General features: G+C 67.0%; 15 protein-coding genes. 12 read left to right on the top strand and 3 right to left on the bottom strand.

Translation table 11 applies throughout. The annotated features are described in order from the left end of the window. Positions 1–212: 212 nt before the first annotated feature. Complete coding sequence (locus AC27VL_RS10850; RefSeq protein WP_488766382.1) at positions 213–2,600, bottom strand: TonB-dependent receptor plug domain-containing protein; 2,388 nt, start codon at positions 2,598–2,600, stop codon at positions 213–215. Between the two features lie 334 nt (positions 2,601–2,934). Here AC27VL_RS10850 and AC27VL_RS10845 point away from each other — a divergent pair, with 334 nt between their 5' ends. Next, positions 2,935–4,800, top strand: a complete 1,866-nt coding sequence (locus AC27VL_RS10845; RefSeq protein ID WP_099820896.1) for an ABC-F family ATP-binding cassette domain-containing protein — start codon at positions 2,935–2,937, stop codon at positions 4,798–4,800. 91 nt (positions 4,801–4,891) lie between these two features. On the opposite strand, the gene ampR is transcribed toward AC27VL_RS10845, so the two are convergent. After that, positions 4,892–5,755, bottom strand: coding sequence for a LysR family transcriptional regulator AmpR (gene ampR, locus AC27VL_RS10840; protein WP_488766380.1), 864 nt, complete (start codon positions 5,753–5,755; stop codon positions 4,892–4,894). Between the two features lie 175 nt (positions 5,756–5,930). Between ampR and blaL2 the strand changes: the two genes are divergently transcribed. From blaL2 to AC27VL_RS10825, 3 genes are all read left to right on the top strand, one after another. Beyond that, positions 5,931–6,842 carry a L2 family extended-spectrum class A beta-lactamase gene (gene blaL2 / locus AC27VL_RS10835; RefSeq protein ID WP_488766378.1) on the top strand — a complete coding sequence of 304 codons (912 nt, stop codon included), beginning with the start codon at positions 5,931–5,933 and terminating at the stop codon, positions 6,840–6,842. Positions 6,843–6,959: 117 nt separating this feature from the next. Then, positions 6,960–8,174, top strand: coding sequence for a cation:proton antiporter (locus tag AC27VL_RS10830; RefSeq protein ID WP_191078223.1), 1,215 nt, complete (start codon positions 6,960–6,962; stop codon positions 8,172–8,174). 56 nt (positions 8,175–8,230) lie between these two features. Beyond that, on the top strand, positions 8,231–8,872 hold the full coding sequence (locus AC27VL_RS10825) for a hypothetical protein (RefSeq protein WP_165377909.1): 642 nt from the start codon (positions 8,231–8,233) through the stop codon (positions 8,870–8,872). Between the two features lie 99 nt (positions 8,873–8,971). On the opposite strand, the gene AC27VL_RS10820 is transcribed toward AC27VL_RS10825, so the two are convergent. Further along, a complete protein-coding gene (locus tag AC27VL_RS10820) occupies positions 8,972–9,736 on the bottom strand; it encodes a DUF3011 domain-containing protein (protein ID WP_488766375.1) in 765 nt (254 codons plus the stop codon). A gap of 160 nt (positions 9,737–9,896) precedes the next feature. Between AC27VL_RS10820 and aspS the strand changes: the two genes are divergently transcribed. From aspS to AC27VL_RS10780, 8 genes are all read left to right on the top strand, one after another. Then, positions 9,897–11,648, top strand: coding sequence for an aspartate--tRNA ligase (aspS, locus tag AC27VL_RS10815; RefSeq protein WP_089236568.1), 1,752 nt, complete (start codon positions 9,897–9,899; stop codon positions 11,646–11,648). Positions 11,649–11,664: 16 nt separating this feature from the next. After that, the gene (locus AC27VL_RS10810; protein WP_488766373.1) at positions 11,665–12,006 is read left to right on the top strand and encodes a DNA primase; all 342 of its coding nucleotides are present in this window, start codon (positions 11,665–11,667) and stop codon (positions 12,004–12,006) included. Positions 12,007–12,038: 32 nt separating this feature from the next. Next, positions 12,039–12,560 carry a GNAT family N-acetyltransferase gene (locus tag AC27VL_RS10805; protein WP_180165680.1) on the top strand — a complete coding sequence of 174 codons (522 nt, stop codon included), beginning with the start codon at positions 12,039–12,041 and terminating at the stop codon, positions 12,558–12,560. Between the two features lie 77 nt (positions 12,561–12,637). Continuing rightward, a complete protein-coding gene (locus tag AC27VL_RS10800) occupies positions 12,638–13,270 on the top strand; it encodes an esterase/lipase family protein (protein WP_089236565.1) in 633 nt (210 codons plus the stop codon). A gap of 153 nt (positions 13,271–13,423) precedes the next feature. Further along, positions 13,424–14,155: a YebC/PmpR family DNA-binding transcriptional regulator gene (locus AC27VL_RS10795; RefSeq protein WP_089236564.1), complete on the top strand. Its 732-nt coding sequence runs from the start codon at positions 13,424–13,426 to the stop codon at positions 14,153–14,155. Between the two features lie 129 nt (positions 14,156–14,284). Beyond that, positions 14,285–14,806, top strand: a complete 522-nt coding sequence (ruvC, locus tag AC27VL_RS10790; protein ID WP_089236563.1) for a crossover junction endodeoxyribonuclease RuvC — start codon at positions 14,285–14,287, stop codon at positions 14,804–14,806. Positions 14,807–14,819: 13 nt separating this feature from the next. Continuing rightward, positions 14,820–15,413 carry a Holliday junction branch migration protein RuvA gene (ruvA, locus tag AC27VL_RS10785; RefSeq protein ID WP_089236562.1) on the top strand — a complete coding sequence of 198 codons (594 nt, stop codon included), beginning with the start codon at positions 14,820–14,822 and terminating at the stop codon, positions 15,411–15,413. A 49-nt stretch (positions 15,414–15,462) separates the two neighbouring features. Then, positions 15,463–17,382, top strand: a complete 1,920-nt coding sequence (locus AC27VL_RS10780) for a potassium transporter Kup (RefSeq protein WP_089236561.1) — start codon at positions 15,463–15,465, stop codon at positions 17,380–17,382. The last annotated feature ends 50 nt before the right edge of the window (positions 17,383–17,432 follow it).

Raw genomic sequence — 17,432 nt, 5'->3', positions numbered from 1 at the left:
GCGAGTGATGCAGGCTCTCGTCACGGAGCGGCTCCTTCGTTGATCCGGTGATTATGCACGGGACAACCTGAGACGCGCGTGCGGCAGGGCACAGTCTGGAAACCGGACGCATGAGCGGGCGCCGGCATGCGTTCACGACCACGCCCGCCGGGCGCAAAGCCGGCGGGCGTGTGGAGCAGCCACCGGGCAGGGCCCGGCACGCCCGTTACCGCTTACCAGTTGTACTTGATCCGCCCGTACACGTACGCGCCATTGAAGCCGAACGGCGAGTAGTTGCTGTACGGCAGCATGCCGAAGGTCGAGTTCTGCAGATCTTCGGTGCGGTCCGGGTACTCGTTCAGCAGGTTGTCGGCGCCCACCGTCAGCGTCCAGTTCGCGCTCGGCTTGTAACTGGCCGAAGCATCCAGCACCCACTTGTCGCCGTAGGCCTGGTCACGCGCGGCCGTGGCCGAGTTGCGCACGGTGAACTTGCCGTAACGGGTCGCCGCCAGGCCCAGCTCCCAGTGGTCCGAGCGCCAGGTGCCGCTGAGGATGGTCTTGTCGTGCGGGTAGCTGTCTTCGATGCGGCCGATCTCATCGCGGCCGATCAGCGACTGGGTCAGGCCCAGCGTGCCGAACACCGCCGGCGTGCCGCCCACGCGCTGCACTTCGGTGTCGTTGTAGCTGTACGCCGCGGTCAGTTCCAGGCTGCTGGCGCTGAAGGGCACGGTGTAGCTGGACACGAAGTCGACGCCGCGGGTGCGGGTGTCCAGACCATTGGTGAAGTACGAGAACGCGGTGACCTGCGGCAGGCCCAGCCCGGACAGCAGCGCACTGGAGGCGGCGTTGGTGGTGATGCTGGACGACAGCGCGATGCGGTTGTCGATGTCGATCTGGTACGCATCGACGGTGACGTACAGGCGGTCGATCGGCTGCAGCACCAGGCCCAGGCTGTAGGAGGTGGACGTCTCGGCCTTCAGCGGCGAAGCGCCCAGCGCCTGTGCGGCCTGGCTGGTGGTCGGGAAGGTGCCGCGTTCGACGAACACGCCGTTGGTGAACTGGCTGGTCACCGCCTGGTAGCCCTGCTGCGGCAGCGACGGCGCGCGGAAGCCGCTGGAAGCGGTTGCCCGCAGCGCGACCTTGTCGGTGAACGCGTAGCGCGCGGACAACTTGCCGGAGAAGCGGTCGCCGAAGTCCGAGTAATCCTCGTAGCGGCCGGTGATGCCGGCGGAGAACTTCTCGGTCAGGTCCGCTTCCAGGCCCGCATAGACCGCGTAATTGTGGCGGTCGGTGTGCACTTCGTTGGTCGGGGTGAAGCCGGCGAAGCCCTGCGCGCCGGTGCCGGTGTAGGAGTTCAGTTCACCCGGGTTCTGGTCCCACTTCTCGCGACGGTACTCACCGCCGAAGGACAGCGTGACCGGATAGGCCAGGCCCCAGTCCAGCGACTTGGTCAGGTCGGCGTTGAAGATGTCCTGCTGGTACTTCAGCGTACCGTCGTAGAACGAACGCGGGCTGGTGGCGCCCAGGCTGTAGTTGATGCTGTTGCGGGTGTGGAAATCCAGGGTGTTCTCGCCGTGGTTCAGGCTCAGGTCCCAGGTCCAGCCGTTGTCGGTGTTGCCTTTGACGCCGGCCACCAGCGAACGGTCCTTGGAGTACTGGTTGATCTGCGGCACGTAGCCGTCCGGGTAGGTCTGCGCCAGCAGCGCGGTCTGCCCACTGTGGTTGCGCGAACGGTAGAAGGCGAACGAGGTGATGTCGCGGTTGCTGAGCAGCGCGCTGGCGTAGCCGGTCACGTGGTCGCTGAAGTCGTAGCTGGCATTGACCGAGGCAGCGGTGGCGTCGACCTTCGGGTCGCCGACAATGAAGGTGGTCTGGCCAACGCTGGGGAAGTTGCCGGTGTTCGGCGTGGTCCCGCGGTACGGGCCGGCGCGGTCGCTCTCGTCCTGCTGGCTGATCTGGCCGGCCACGTGCACGCGGCCACGGCCGTTGCCGAACTCCACGCCGGTATCGCCGGACAGCTGGTATTTGTTGCCGTCGCCGGCCGAATACTGGCCGTAGTCGACGGCCAGGCTGCCGCCACTGCCGCTGCCCTTCAGCACGATGTTGATGACGCCGGCGATGGCATCCGAACCGTACTGTGCGGAGGCGCCGTCACGCAGCACCTCGACGCGCTCGATGGCGGCGATCGGGATCGCGTTGATGTCCACCGCCGACGAACCACGGCCGATGCTGCCGTTGACGTTGATCATCGCGGAGGTGTGGCGGCGCTTGCCGTTGACCAGCACCAGCACCTGGTCCGGCGACAGGCCGCGCAGCTGTGCCGGGCGCACACCGCTGGTGCCGTCGGTCAGTGCCGGGCGCGGGAAGTTCAGCGACGGCAGCGCGCGCGACAGCGCGGTGGCCAGCTCACCGGTACCGGTGGACTGCAGGATCTCGGGGGTGATGATGTCGATCGGCGACTGCGATTCGGCGACCGTGCGGTCGGCCACGCGGGTGCCGGTGACGATCACCGTATCCAGGGTGTTGGCGGCGGTGCCGGCCTGCTGGGCGGCGGCAACGAACGGAGAACCACCGAGTGCGACAGCGACGGCGGCGGCGATCAGGCTGGTCTTGCGGGTCATCGGGAGGGGGCTCCGGTTGGCGGGATGGCACCGGAATCGACATCACGGGGGTGAGCGGACGACGGTTGTTGCGGTGCGCAATACAGGAATTAACGGGATATTCAGTGCCTGTCAAATGCCGGCCATCAGAAAAAACGTTGCAGCAGCAACCATTTAGCTGCGACAGGCAGTGACGGGGGAGGGGGCCCGGGAGGCGCGCGGACAGGACGTGGGAGAGAGGAACGTCGCCCGCCGCGCATCCCGGGGCGCGTCAAGTATTCGTTAACGTTAGAATTGCGTCGCAGGAACAGTGCTTACCAGCACATTCCATTCGGTTATATGGACGCCTCCCCCCATGATTTCGCTTCGTAATTTCGCCTTGCGCCGCGGCGAGCGGCTGCTGTTGTCCAATGTCGACCTGACGCTGCACGCCGGTTACCGGGTGGGTGTGGTCGGCCGCAATGGTGCTGGCAAGTCCAGCCTGTTCGCGGCGGTGAAGGGCGAGCTGGAGGCCGACAAGGGTGACGTCGACCTGCCCGGCAAGATCCGCATCGCCAGCGTCGCCCAGGAAACCCCGTCGCTGCCGGACCCGGCGCTGAGCTTCGTGCTGGGCGGTGACGTCGAGGTTGCCGCCGTGCTGGCTGCCGAGGCCGAAGCCACCGCCCGTGAAGACTGGGAAGCGGTGGCCGAGGCGCATACGCGCATGGCCGAGCTGAACGCCTACGACGCCGAAGCGCGCGCCGGCAAGCTACTGCATGGCCTGGGTTTCCCGGCCGAAACGCACCACCGCGCGGTGTCCTCGTTCTCCGGCGGCTGGCGCGTGCGCCTGAACCTGGCCCGCGCGCTGATGATGCCCAGCGACCTGCTGCTGCTCGACGAACCGACCAACCACCTGGATCTGGACGCGGTGTACTGGCTGGAACAGTGGCTGCTGAAGTACCCGGGTACCCTGCTGCTGATCTCGCATGACCGCGAGTTCCTCGACAACGTGGCCACCCACACCCTGCACCTGCACGGTGGCGGCGCCAAGCTGTACCCGGGCGGCTACACCGACTTCGAGCGCCAGCGCGCCGAACAGCTGCGCCAGCAGCAGATCGCGCACGAGAAGGAACAGGCCGAGCGCGCCCACCTGCAGAGCTTCATCGACCGCTTCAAGGCCCAGGCCAGCAAGGCCGCGCAGGCACAGAGCCGGATGAAGCGCCTGGCCAAACTGGCCGGTACCGAAGCAGTGCGCGCCGAGCGCGAGTTCCGCATCGAGTTCGCGCCGCCGGCCAAACTGCCGTTCTCGCTGATCCGTCTGAACCACGTCGAGGCCGGCTACGGCAGCGACTCGGTGATCCTGCACAACGTGGGCTTCGGCCTGGAAGCGGGCCAGCGCATCGGCCTGCTGGGCCCCAACGGTGCCGGTAAGACAACGCTGGTGAAGACCCTGGTGGGCGAACTGGCACCGATCGCCGGTGAGCGCGCCGCGCACCCGGACCTGCGCATCGGCTACTTCGCCCAGCACACGGTCGAGTCGTTGCATGAAGGCCAGTCGCCGATGGAACACTTCCGCGACCTGGCCCCGGATGCACCGAACCAGTCGTTCCGCGACTTCCTCGGCAAGTGGAATTTCCCGGGCGACCGTGCCTTCGAACCGGTGGATGGATTCTCCGGTGGCGAGCGCGCACGCCTGGCGCTGGCGTTGATCGCCTGGCAGCAGCCTAACGTGCTGCTGCTGGACGAACCGACCAACCACCTTGACCTGGAAATGCGCGAAGCGCTGGCTGAAGCACTGGCCGATTTCGACGGCGCGATCGTGATGGTTTCGCATGATCGCCATCTGATCGGCCTGGTCTGCGACACCTTCTGGCGTGTGGCCGATGGCGTGGTCGAGCCGTTCGACGGTGACCTCGATGCCTATGCCGCTTGGCTGCGCACGCGTCCGCAGGCGCAGGGCACCAAGGTACGCATGGAGCAGGTGGAGGAACCGGTGGTGGTCAAGACCGCACCGGTCGCGCAGATGGTGCAGAAGAAGCCGGTCAACCCGCACAAGCTGGCCAGTGCCGAAGCCAAGGTCGCCGAGCTGGAAGGCGTGCTGGCCGAACTAGACCGGCAGCTTGCCGACTCGAGCAACTACGCAGATGCCACGCGCATGGCCGTGCTCGGTCGCGACCGCGAAGCCACCGCCGCGCAGCTGGAAAAGGCCGAAGCGGCCTGGATGGAGCTGCTGGAATCCTGATTCCATCGGTAGCGCCGGGCCATGCCCGGCGGCTTTTCCCATCCGCTGCGCTCGCCGGGCATGGCCCGGCGCTACCCGCGGCGCGCGTGTTTCATCCCTGCGCCTGCAGCCATTCGCGGAACCGCTTGGCCGGTTCCCGTTCGGCACGTGAGCGCAGCCGGGTCAGCCAGTAGCGGCCCAGTTCCAGCGTGGTGGCAAACGGTTGCAGCAGCCGGCCCTCGGCCAGCTCCGCCTCGAACATGCGCAGCGGCAGCAGGGCCACGCCTGCGCCACCAGCGGCAGCCACGGCCAGCGTCAACGACGAATCGAACACCGGGCCGCGTGCTTCCACGCCGTTGGCTCCGGCCATCTGCAGCCACCGTGGCCATTCGTCGCTGCGGTACGAACGCAGCAGCGGCAAGGTCGCCAGGTCGCGCGGATGCTTCAGTCGCCGCGCCAGTGCCGGCGCACACAAGGGCGCGAACGGTGCATCCAGGATCGCCGTGCAGGTCTGCCCCTGCCAGTCGCCATCACCGAAACGGATCGCCAGGTCCAGGCCTTCACCGGCCAGGTCGATGCGGTTGTTGTGGGTCTGCAGCCGCAGCTCGATATCCGGGTGCGCGGCGTCGAACGCGGCCAGCCGCGGCAGCAGCCAGCCGGTGGCGAAGGTACCGACCACGCCGATCGTCAGTACTTCCCGCGCCGGGCCACCGGTGTAGCGGCCGATGCTGGCTGATATGCGCTCGAAGGATTCATTCAGCACCGGGTACAGCGCTGCTCCTTCCTCGGTCAGTGCCACGCCGCGGGGCAGGCGATGGAACAGGCGGACGCCCAGCCGGTCTTCCAGCCCGCGTATCTGGTGGCTCAGCGCGGCCTGGCTGACACAGAGTTCCAGAGCAGCGCGGGTGAAGTTCTGGTGCCGGGCAGCGGCTTCGAAGGCACGCAGCGCATTCAGCGGCAGGGTGGGGTGGAGCATGCGTGAGCCGTGAGCCGGAATGATGGCTGATCGTATCTGGTTGGCGGGTGTCTTTGAAATGGCGGCAGAATATCTGCGCTATACATGAATTAAATTAATGTCTCCTCCTGAAAATCCGCGCTGGTAGCCAGCGTTGATGGCCTCCGATAATCGGAATTCGCCCAGGAGAACCCGAATGCTCGCTCGTCGCCGATTCCTGCAGTTCAGTGGAGCTGCCGCCGCTTCCGCGCTCGCGGCACCGCTGCTCGCCCGTGCCGCCACAACAACCATGGCCGCTGCGCCAACCCCTGCCGCCATCGCCGCCGCCAGCGATTTCGCCGCGCTGGAAAAGGCGTGCAGCGGTCGACTCGGCGTGACCCTGCTCGACACCGGCAGTGGTCGCCGCCTCGGTCACCGCCAGGACGAACGCTTTCCGCTCTGCAGCACCTTCAAGAGCGTGCTGGCCGCCACGGTGCTCAAGCAGGCCGAGGGTGATCCAGACCTGCCGGACCAGCGCCTGCCGGTGCGGGCGCAGGACATCCTCGAGCACGCGCCGGTCACCCGCCGCCACGTCGGCAAGGACCTGACCGTGCGTGACCTGTGCCGGGCCACGCTGATCACCAGCGACAACACCGCCGCCAATCTGTTGTTCGCGGCGATCGGCGGGCCGCCGGCAGTGACCGTGTTCCTGCGCGCCAGCGGCGATACGATCACCCGCAGCGATCGCCTGGAGCCGGAACTGAACAGCTTCGCCATCGACGATCCACGCGACACCACCACCCCGGCGGCCATCGCTGCGACGCTGCAGCGGCTGTTGCTGGGCGATGCACTCAAGCCGGCCTCACGCCAGCAGCTGGCCGACTGGCTGATCGACAACGAAACCGGCGATGCCTGCCTTCGTGCAGGCCTGGGCAAACGCTGGCGGGTGGGCGACAAGACCGGCAGCAATGGTGAAGACGCCCGCAACGACATCGCCGTGTTGTGGCCGGTGCAGGGTGGTTCGCCGTGGATCGTCACGGCCTATCTGCAGGCGGGCGCGATCAGCTTCGAGCAGCGCGCGGCGGTGCTTGCGCAGGTCGGTCGCATCGCCGATGCACTGATCGCCTGACCGCAGCGGCTGTGCCTGGGTGTCGCAGGGCAGGGGCTGATTTTCAGCAGTGTTCTACTTGTCCCATCGCGCGCAGGCGTGCATCCTGCGCGCCTTCGATCCACATGGAAGTCGCCGATGAGTCATGAACTGGTCTACCTGCTGCTGATCTTCGCGCTGCTGGTGATCCCGCGCGCGCTGCAGCGGTTCAGCCTGCCCGCGCCCCTGACCTGCCTGCTGTTCGGCATCATCGGCATGCTCTGGCTGGGCGACCAGGCGCATGACGCGGTCATCGGACTGCTGGCCACGTTGGGCATCTCTTCGCTGTTCCTGTTCGCCGGCCTGGAAGTGGACCTGCAGGCCCTGCGCCGCGGCATGTGGCCGCTGCTGGCGCATCTGCTCATCCGCAGTGCGACCCTGTTCGGCGTCGGCTGGCTGGCCTGGCGTTACGCCGGTCTGCCATGGCAGGCGGCAGGGCTGCTCGCGCTGGCGCTGCTGACCCCGTCCACCGGCTTCATCATGGATTCGCTGTCGCGGCTGGGGCTGAGCGAGGACGAACGGTTCTGGGTCACCAGCAAGGCCATTGCCGGTGAACTGCTGGCCCTGGCGGCGTTGTTCATCGTGCTGCAGGCGGGGGATCCGGCGCACATGGCGCTGTCCAGCACGGCGCTGCTGGCGATGATGGTCGGCCTGCCGCTGGTGTTCATCGCGCTCGGTCGCTGGGTCGCACCGCATGCGCCGGGCTCGGAATTCTCGCTGCTGGTGATGGTCGGCATGGTGGCGGCGTACATCACCTACCTGCTGGGCGTGTACTACCTGGTCGGCGCCTTCATCGCCGGCCTGGTCGCGCGCCTGCTGCACCAGCGCATGCCGCTGCTGGCCTCGCACGAAAACCTGCATGCGCTGCGTCTGTTCGCCTCGTTCTTCGTGCCGTTCTATTTCTTCAACGCCGGCACCAAGGTACCCAGCGAAGCGCTGAGCTGGGAAGCGCTGGGGCTGGGCATCGTCATCACCCTGGTGGTGCTGCCGCTGCGCATCGCGGTGGTCTGGCTGCAGCGCCGCGTGATGTTCGGCGAAAGCTTCCGCAGCAGCCTGCGTGTGTCGCTGGCGCTGGCACCGACATTGATCTTCACCCTGGTGCTGGCCGCGATCATGCGCGATCGCTTCCAGATTCCGGCGGTGCTGTTCGGCGCGTTGCTGCTGTACGCCGCATTGACCACGCTGCTGCCCTCGCTGGTGTTCCGCACGCCGTTCGATGTCGATCCGGTGGAGCAGGAGCCGGCAGGGCAGGGCGAAGATGCGCCGGTGGCGGCGACGGAGGTGGTTGCCGTCGCCCCTGCAGCCGAGCGCTGAGGCAGATCCAGAGAGTGCGGTTTGCGCGCATCGGCCATGGCCGTTAGGGTTGGGGCATGAAACCGATCGCCGCTGTTGCTTCCGCCATCGCCCTGCTCGGCCTCGCCGCCTGCTCGCAGCCATCGCATACGGTCAACCACGATCTGGCGACCGCACCGGCCGACGCCTTCATGGCCGCCATCGCAGCCCATTGCGGCCAGGCCTACGAGGGCAAGGTGGTGGAAGACACGCCGGCGCCCACCGGCAACGATCCCTTTGCCGGGCAGAAGCTGGTGATGCATGTGCGTGGCTGTGCCGACCCGGGTCATGAGCTGCGCATCCCGTTCCACGTGGGCGATGACCATTCGCGCACCTGGGTATTGACCCGCACCGAGCACGGCGTGCGCCTGAAGCACGACCACCGCCATGCCGATGGCAGCCCCGATGCGATCACCCTGTACGGTGGCGACAGCAAGCCGCCGGGCACCGCCGAACGCCAGCAGTTCCCCGCCGATGGCGAATCGGTGGCGATGTTCCGTCGTGCCGACATGCTGGCTTCAACCCACAACACCTGGGCGATGGAGATCGAGCCGGACCAGCGCTTCGTCTACGAGCTGACCCGTCCGGAGGGCCGTCGATTCCGGGTCCAGTTCGACCTCAGCAAGCCGGTCGCACTGCCGCCCGCCCCCTGGGGGGATCAGGCTTCGCCGGCACCCTGATTGCGGGGTCGGATCCCTCCTGTGGAGGGCTCCGACCACAGCATTGCACGCATCCAAGGGGCAGAGCCCTGGCCGTCGGCCAGGGATGCGACCCTGCCCTCAACGCGTGCCGAAGCGCGCCCGGCAGCCATTGCTGACCCACACGTTGCCGCGCGAGTAGCCCCAGGTCCGGCCTTCCTGGCAGGCACTTCCGGACAGCTGCTGCTGCAGCACCGGCCGGCCCTGGCGTTCATCCCAGTTGCAGCTCTGCTGGCGGTTGTTGTTGCTGCTGCAGGTCACGCTGTAGTTGCTGTTGCCGCCACCCCAGCCGCCGCCATTGCCCCCACCATTGCCCCCACCATTGCCGCCGCCCCAGCCACCGCGGGCTTCTGCGAACTCGGCGCGGCAGCCGCGGTTGACCCAGATGGCGCCATTGCGCACGCCCCAGTTCTGGCCTTCCACGCATTGGGTGCCGGATATCTGCCGGACCACGCGCGCGTTGCGCCAGCCGACCGGGCAGCTGCGTTCGCGGTTGTCCTGGCTTTCGCAGCGCACGGTGCCGCCGTTGCCGTTGCCGCCTCCCCAACCGCCACCGTTGCCGCCACCCCAGCCACCTCGTCCCTGGGTGAATTCGGCGCGGCAGCCGTTGTTGACCCAGATGCTGCCATTGCGGGTGCCCCAGGTGCGGCCCTCCACGCAGGCCGAGCCGGACAGCTGGCGGACCAGCTGCGCGTCGCGCCAACCGGTGTTACAGACGCGTTCGCGGTTGTTCTGGCTCTCGCAGCGGACCACCCCGTCCTGCGCGGCGGCAGGGGCGGAGGGCAGGGCGAGCGCGGTAAAGGTACCGAGGATCACGGCCAGGCTGGCCAGGGACTGCGGTTTCATGGCGACATCCCCATACGGGAGTAGGTGCGCGACTATAAGGACCGGGGCGATCAAGCCCGCGTGACCGTCTGCATTTGCCCCGGCCGGGGCCTCGGCCGCAGAATAAGAGGCTTTCCGGCCCCCATCAGGCGCCGGCGTTCTCCAGCGGAGCTTTCCCCCCATGCGTACCCACTTCTGCGGCCTGGTCGATGAGACCCTGATTGGCCAGACTGTCACCCTCGCCGGCTGGACCGACGTGGCCCGTAACCAGGGCGGCGTCTGCTTCATCGATCTCCGCGATCATGAAGGCATCGTGCAGGTGACGGTGGAGCTCGACAACGCCGAAGTGTTCGCCGTGGCCGCCAGCCTGGGCTATGAGGACGTGCTGCAGGTGGAAGGCGTGGTGCGCGCCCGCCATGCGGTCAACGACAAGCTGCGCACCGGCAAGGTGGAAGTGATCGCCACCGCCATCACCGTGCTGAACAAGGCCGCGCCGCTGCCGTTCCACGCGCACGAGAACCCGGGCGAAGAAACCCGCCTGAAGTACCGCTACCTGGACCTGCGCCGTCCGGAAATGCAGCGCATGCAGCGCACCCGCATCAAGCTGGTGCAGGCCCTGCGCCGCCACCTGGACGAAAAGGGCTTCCAGGACATCGAAACGCCGATCCTGACCAAGGCCACCCCGGAAGGCGCACGCGACTTCCTGGTGCCGGCACGCATGCACCCGGGCGAGTTTTACGCCCTGCCGCAGAGCCCGCAGCTGTTCAAGCAGATCCTGATGGTGGCCGGCTTCGACCGCTACTACCAGATCGCGCGCTGCTTCCGCGACGAGGCCCTGCGTGCCGACCGCCAGCTGGAATTCACCCAGCTGGACATGGAGTTCGCCTTCGTCCGCGAGCGCGACGTGCAGGACTTCGTCGAAGACATGATCCGCGGCATCTTCAAGGAAGTGGTCGACGTCGAACTGGAGGCCAGCTTCCCGCGCATGACCTGGGCCGAGGCGATGCGTCGCTACGGTTCGGACAAGCCGGACCTGCGCATCGCGCTGGAACTGGTGGACGTGGCCGAACTGGTCAAGACCAGCGAATTCCCGGTGTTCACTGCTGCTGCCAACGATGCCGATGGCCGCGTCGCCGCGCTGCGCATCCCGGGTGGTGCCAGCCTGTCGCGCAAGCAGATCGATGAGTACGCCGCGCACGCCGCCAAGTACGGCGCGAAGGGCCTGGCCTACATCAAGGTGGGCGAGAACGGTGAAATCAGCTCGCCGATCCAGAAGTTCTTCAGCGAAGAAGGCTTCGCCGCGCTGGTGGCCCACGTCGGCGCCGGCAACGGCGACATCGTGTTCTTCGGTGCCGGCGGCTACAACAAGGTGTCCGACTTCATGGGCGCGCTGCGCCTGAAGGCCGGCAAGGACTTCGGTCTGGTCGCCGACAGCTGGGCGCCGCTGTGGGTCACCGACTTCCCGATGTTCGAGTGGGACGAGGAAGCGCAGCGCTACGTCGCCCTGCATCACCCCTTCACCGCGCCGGCCGTGGACGACATCGCCGATCTGCGCGCGCACGCCAAGACGGCCGTTTCGCGCGGCTACGACATGGTGCTCAACGGCAATGAAATCGGCGGCGGTTCGATCCGTATCCACCGCCCCGACATGCAGAGCGCGGTGTTCGAGCTGCTCGGCATCGGTGCCGAAGAGGCCCGTGCCAAGTTCGGCTTCCTGCTCGACGCGCTGAACTACGGCGCGCCGCCGCACGGTGGCATCGCCTTCGGCATCGACCGTATTGCCGCGCTGATGGCCGGCACCGAGTCGATCCGCGACGTCATCCCGTTCCCGAAGACCACCGGTGCGCAGGATCTGATGACCGACGCGCCGTCGCCGATCGTCGACGAGCAGCTGGCCGAAGTGCACATCCAGGTTCGCCCCAAGAAAAACTGATCAGGAGATCCAGGCAATGACCGAGTTTGCGTTTTCGCTGGAGTGGGAAAAGCTGGGCAATGAAGGCTCCGAGGCCAACCTGGTCACCGAGCGTGCACGTGTCTTCGGTGGTTGGCTGGTCCGCGTCGGTACCAACCCGTCGGCCATGGCCCTGACCTTCGTCGCCGACGGCGAAGGTCGCTGGGACGGTGAAGACTTCGGCGTCGAGGATTACGAAGACGACGAAGAGGAAGAGTACGACGAGGACGAGGAAGGCGAAGAAGAGGACGAAGGCGAGGAAGAAGAGGACGACGAGGAATACGAAGAAGAGGAAGAGGAAGAGGAAGAGGACGACAAGGAACCGGCGGAGCGGGCTTGACCCGAACCGTTGTCCTGACGTCAACTCGACCCATGTATTCGATCCGCCGCGCCACTGTGGACGACGCGCCGACCCTGTCGGCGCTGGCCGCGCGCACGTTCACCGAGACCTTCGGACATCTGTATCCGCCGCAGGACCTGCAGGACTTCATCGACGAGTCCTACACGGTCGAGCGCCAGCGCACGATCCTGGGCCACCCCGATTACGCGGTGTGGCTGCTGGAGCTGGATGGGGAGGCGGTCGGCCATGCCGCCGCCGGCCCCTGTGGGCTGCCGCACCCGGACGTGAAGCCCGGTGACGGCGAACTCAAGCGCCTGTACCTGGTCAAGACGCAGCAGAGCTGCGGCTGGGGCAGCCGCCTGCTGGAAACCGCGCTGACCTGGCTGGAACGCGACGGCCCGCGCACGCTGTGGCTGGGTGTGTGGTCGGAAAACTTCGGTGCCCAGCGTTTCTACGCCCGGTATGGTTTCGAAAAGGCCGGCGAGTACCTGTTCCCGGTGGGGGATACCAACGATCTTGAGTTCATCCTGCGCCGTCTGCCGCATCCGGCCTGAAGCCGTTCACCGCCGCTTGCCCCTGGCTTCTGTTCAATCACCGTAGTTTCGCCCCGCTGACCGCCAGGCTGTTGCACATGACTCCCCCCGTTCTGTTGTTGCATGGCATCTGGAATGCCCGTGCCTGGGTCGGGCCACTGGCCTGGCGCCTGCGCGCGCGTGGCTTCCAGGTCCATACCTTTGGCTACTCGTCCGTATTCGGCGGCCCCGATGTGGCCGTCCCGCAGTTGCTGGAGCGGCTGGCAGACGCAGGCCCGCTGTCGCTGGTCGGGCACAGCCTTGGCGGCCTGCTGGCGCTGGAAGCCCTGCGCCGGCAGCCGCAGCTGCCCGTGCAGCGCGTGGTCTGCCTGGGTTCGCCACTGCGTGGCAGTGGCACCGCGCGCTCGCTGTCCGAACATGGTTGGGGCCTGGCCCTGGGCCGCAGCAGCGAACTGTTGCTGGACGGGCTGCCGGACTGGCAGGGCAAGGCCGCGGTCGGCCTGATCGCCGGCTCGGTGCCGCATGGCCTGGGCAGCCTGCTCGGCGCGCTGGATGACGATTCCGACGGCACCGTGGCGCTGGCCGAGACCCGCCTGCCGGGCCTGTCCGACCACTGCGTGGTGCGCACCAGCCACAGTGGCCTGGTGGTGTCGCCCGATGCCGCGCGACAGACCGCGCATTTCCTCCGCCATGGCCAGTTCGACCATGGCCGCGACGCCGCTGCGGCCTGAGCGACGTCACCCAGCGCCGCTGCACTCGCCGGGCATGGCCCGGCGCTACAGGGGCGCCGTGCCCTGCGGCATCTGTCCGCCCTCGACACGGTCGCCGGGCCCGATCAGGTAGAATCCGCGGCCTTATCCATCAACGCACGTACGGAAAGACCCATGGGTAGAGGCCCCTCCATCGAGAACCGCAAAAACGCGTCTGACGCGAAGCGCGGCAAGATTTTCACCAAGATCATCCGTGAGATCGGCGTCGCCGCGCGCGGCGGTGGAGGCGACCCCAACAACAACCCGCGCCTGCGTGTGGCCGTGGACAAAGCGTTGACCGCGAACATGTCCAAGGACGTGATCGAGCGCGCCATCAAGAAGGCCACCGGTGAACTGGAAGGCGTCGAGTACGAAGAGATCCGCTACGAGGGCTACGCGCCCGGTGGCGTCGCCGTCATCGTCGATTGCCTGACCGACAACCGCGTGCGCACCGTGGCCGATGTCCGCCATGCGTTCAGCAAGTGCGGCGGCAACATGGGCACCGAAGGCTCGGTCAGCTTCATGTTCAAGCGCGTGGGCGTGCTGCATTACGCCGCCGGCGCCGATGAGGACGCCATCTCCGAAGCGGCCATCGAGGCCGGTGCCGATGACATCGTGGTCTACCCGGAGGATGGCGCGATCGACGTGCTCACCGCCGCGGACAGCTTCCACGCGGTCAAGGATGCGATGCAGGCGGCCGGCCGCACGCCGGACCATGCCGAGCTGACCTTCCGCGCCGACAACGACATCAAGGTCGAGGGCGACACCGTCCTGCAGGTCAAGAAGCTGCTGGACATGCTGGAAGACCTCGACGACGTGCAGGACGTGTACTCCAACGCCGATCTCGGCGCGGACGCCTACGCCTGAACGTACGCTCCACCGGTCGCCTTTGGCGGCCGGTGAGCGGACAATGCGGACCATGATGACCCCAGACGTTTCCAGCCATCACCGCCGCATGCGTCCTGCCCGGATCAGCGGCGCCTGCGTGTGTGCCGCATGACCCGTATTCTCGGCATCGACCCGGGTTCACAACGGACCGGGGTCGGCATCATCGACGTCGACGCCAGCGGCCGGGTCAGCCACGTGCATCACCAGCCGCTGGTGCTGCTCGGGGCCGACGACTTCCCGCAGCGCATGAAGCTGCTGGTGCTGGGCCTGGCTGAGCTGTGCCACGAGTACCAGCCGCAGGAAGTGGCCATCGAAAAGGTGTTCATGGCACGCAACCCCGACTCGGCGCTGAAGCTGGGCCAGGCCCGTGGCGCGGCGATTTCGGCGGTGGTGCTGCGCGACCTGCCCGTGCACGAATACGCTGCCAGCGAGATCAAGCTGGCGGTGGTCGGTCGTGGCGGCGCCGAAAAGCAACAGGTTCAACACATGGTCGGGCTCATGCTCAACCTGAAAACCAAGCTGCAGGCCGACGCGGCCGACGCGTTGGCCGTGGCCATCACCCATGCCCACGTAAGGGCAACGGCCAACCGCCTGGGGCTGACTGCCCGCCAGGCGTGGGGCCGCAAATGAGGAGCTGCACGCAATGATCGGTCGACTGCGCGGAATCGTCGCCTACAAGGCGCCGCCGTGGCTGGTGGTGGACGTCAACGGAGTGGGCTACGAGCTGGAGGCGCCGATGAGCACCTTCTACGACCTGCCCGAGCTCGGCCGTGAGGTCATCCTCTACACCCACTATTCGCAGAAGGAAGACAGCGTCTCGCTGTACGGCTTCCTGCGCGAAGGCGAGCGCCGCCTGTTCCGCGACGTGCAGCGGGTCAGCGGCATCGGCGCGAAGATCGCGCTGGCCGTGCTGTCCGGCGTCACCGTCGAAGAATTCGCACGCATGGTCCAGGCCGGCGACATCACCGCGCTGACCCGCATCCCGGGCATCGGCAAGAAGACCGCCGAGCGCATGGTGCTGGAGCTGCGTGACCGCGCGGCGCAGTTCGGCGCCGGTGGCGCACTGCCGACCGGCAGTGGCCCGGCCCCGGCCGATCCGCTGTCCGATGCCACCGTGGCGCTGCAGCAGCTGGGCTACAAGCCGACCGAGGCGGCGCGGATGGCGCGCGAAGCCTTCAACGAGGGCGACGAAGTGGCCATGGTCATCCGCAAGGCCCTGCAGTCGGCGCTGCGCTGAGCCGCGCCGTTTCCTTTCCCATTACACCCTGAGCTTCGCCAGGAGCCCCATGTCCAGCAGTCAAACCCCGCACACCGCCGCCCATGGCGGCCATGGTCACGCTCCCCCCGCCGGGGGGCTGGCGCTGATCATCGGTGCGATCGGCGTGGTCTTCGGCGATATCGGCACCAGCCCGCTGTACACCCTGAAGGAGGCGTTCTCGCCGCACTACGGGCTCACCAGCGACCATGACACCGTGCTGGGCGTGCTGTCGCTGGCGTTCTGGGCGCTGAACATCGTGGTCACCCTGAAGTACGTGACCATCATCATGCGCGCCGACAATGACGGTGAGGGCGGCATCATGGCGCTGATGGCGCTGACCCAGCGCACGCTGCGCAACGGGTCACGCTCGGCCTATGTGGTCGGCATCCTCGGCATCTTCGGCGCCTCGCTGTTCTTCGGCGATGGGGTGATCACCCCGGCGATATCGGTGCTTGGTGCGGTCGAAGGCCTGGAGGTTGCCGCGCCGGGGCTGCATGCCTTCATCGTGCCGATCACCGTGGTAGTGCTGCTGGCGGTGTTCGCGGTGCAGCGCTTTGGCACCGAGAAGATCGGCAAGCTGTTCGGCCCCATCACCTCGATCTGGTTCATTTCGCTGGCGGCGATCGGCATCTACAACATCGTCGATGCGCCGGAAGTGCTGAAAGCGTTCAACCCGTGGTGGGCGATCCGCTTCTTCATGGAACACGGCTGGCACAGCATCTTCATCCTCGGCGCAGTGGTGCTGGCGGTGACCGGTGGCGAGGCGCTGTATGCCGACATGGGTCACTTCGGTGCCAAGCCGATCCGCCACGCCTGGTACTTCTTCGTGCTGCCGTGCCTGGTGCTGAACTACCTGGGGCAGGGCGCGCTGGTGCTCAATCACCCCGAGGCGGTGAAGAACCCGTTCTTCGAGGCGGTACCGTCGTGGGCGTTGTACCCGATGATCGTGCTTGCCACGATGGCCGCAGTGATCGCCTCGCAGTCGGTCATCACCGGTGCGTTCTCGGTCTCGCGCCAGGCCATGCAGCTGGGTTACATCCCGCGCATGCGCATCAAGCACACCTCGCACGACACCATCGGCCAGATCTACATCCCCGGCATCAACTGGGGCATCGCGGTGATGGTGATCGGCCTGGTGCTGGCCTTCCGCAGCTCGTCCAACCTGGCCGTGGCCTACGGCATCTCGGTGTCGGCCACCATGCTGATCGATACCCTGCTGCTGGCCCTGGTCGCACGTTCGCTGTGGCCGAAGGCACGCAACTGGATCCTGCCGCTGTGCGTGGTGTTCTTCGTCATCGATCTGGGCTTTGTCATCGCCAACGGCGCCAAGCTGCTGCAGGGTGCCTGGTTCCCGGTGGTGCTGGGCATCTTCCTGTTCACCATGATGCGCACCTGGCGCCGTGGCCGCGAACTGCTGCGCGATGAGATCCGCAAGGACGGCATCCGCATCGACACCTTCCTGCCGGGCCTGATGCTGGCGCCGCCCGTACGCGTACCGGGCACTGCGGTGTTCCTAACCGCCGACCCGACCGTGGCCCCGCATGCGCTGATGCACAACCTCAAGCACAACAAGGTGCTGCACGAGCGCAACGTGTTCCTGCATGTGGTGACCCTGCCGGTGCCGTACGCGGCGGAGGGGCAGCGCCTCAAGATCGAATCGGTGGGCGATGAGTTCTACCGCGTCTACGTGCGTTTCGGCTTCATGGAGACCCCCGACGTCCCGCTGGCGCTGATGCGCTCGTGCGACCACGGGGGCATCTACTTCGACCCGATGGACACCACCTTCTTCGCCAGCCGCGAAACCATCGTCGCCACCGCCAACCGTGGCATGCCGATCTGGCGCGACAAGCTGTTCGCGCTGATGCACAGGAACGCCGCCCCGGCGACGGGCTTCTTCCGCATTCCGGGCAACCGGTTGGTGGAGCTCGGAGCGCAAGTGGAGATTTAATCTCCACCTGCGCTACGCCCCACGATGTGCTGCGCAAATCGCGGGCCCCT

Source organism: Stenotrophomonas sp. 14P6.2.3, from assembly GCF_057799055.1.
Note: the sequence above shows the minus strand (reverse complement) of the source record. Positions and strands in the feature narration are given on the sequence as shown.

Bases quoted from the DNA above. Each gene is read 5' to 3' on its own strand.
- AC27VL_RS10850 (WP_488766382.1), bottom strand. From the start codon at position 2,600: ATGACCCGCAAGACCAGCCTGATCGCCGCCGCCGTCGCTGTCGCACTC.
- AC27VL_RS10845 (WP_099820896.1), top strand. From the start codon at position 2,935: ATGATTTCGCTTCGTAATTTCGCCTTGCGCCGCGGCGAGCGGCTGCTG.
- ampR (WP_488766380.1), bottom strand. From the start codon at position 5,755: ATGCTCCACCCCACCCTGCCGCTGAATGCGCTGCGTGCCTTCGAAGCC.
- blaL2 (WP_488766378.1), top strand. From the start codon at position 5,931: ATGCTCGCTCGTCGCCGATTCCTGCAGTTCAGTGGAGCTGCCGCCGCT.
- AC27VL_RS10830 (WP_191078223.1), top strand. From the start codon at position 6,960: ATGAGTCATGAACTGGTCTACCTGCTGCTGATCTTCGCGCTGCTGGTG.
- AC27VL_RS10825 (WP_165377909.1), top strand. From the start codon at position 8,231: ATGAAACCGATCGCCGCTGTTGCTTCCGCCATCGCCCTGCTCGGCCTC.
- AC27VL_RS10820 (WP_488766375.1), bottom strand. From the start codon at position 9,736: ATGAAACCGCAGTCCCTGGCCAGCCTGGCCGTGATCCTCGGTACCTTT.
- aspS (WP_089236568.1), top strand. From the start codon at position 9,897: ATGCGTACCCACTTCTGCGGCCTGGTCGATGAGACCCTGATTGGCCAG.
- AC27VL_RS10810 (WP_488766373.1), top strand. From the start codon at position 11,665: ATGACCGAGTTTGCGTTTTCGCTGGAGTGGGAAAAGCTGGGCAATGAA.
- AC27VL_RS10805 (WP_180165680.1), top strand. From the start codon at position 12,039: ATGTATTCGATCCGCCGCGCCACTGTGGACGACGCGCCGACCCTGTCG.
- AC27VL_RS10800 (WP_089236565.1), top strand. From the start codon at position 12,638: ATGACTCCCCCCGTTCTGTTGTTGCATGGCATCTGGAATGCCCGTGCC.
- AC27VL_RS10795 (WP_089236564.1), top strand. From the start codon at position 13,424: ATGGGTAGAGGCCCCTCCATCGAGAACCGCAAAAACGCGTCTGACGCG.
- ruvC (WP_089236563.1), top strand. From the start codon at position 14,285: ATGACCCGTATTCTCGGCATCGACCCGGGTTCACAACGGACCGGGGTC.
- ruvA (WP_089236562.1), top strand. From the start codon at position 14,820: ATGATCGGTCGACTGCGCGGAATCGTCGCCTACAAGGCGCCGCCGTGG.
- AC27VL_RS10780 (WP_089236561.1), top strand. From the start codon at position 15,463: ATGTCCAGCAGTCAAACCCCGCACACCGCCGCCCATGGCGGCCATGGT.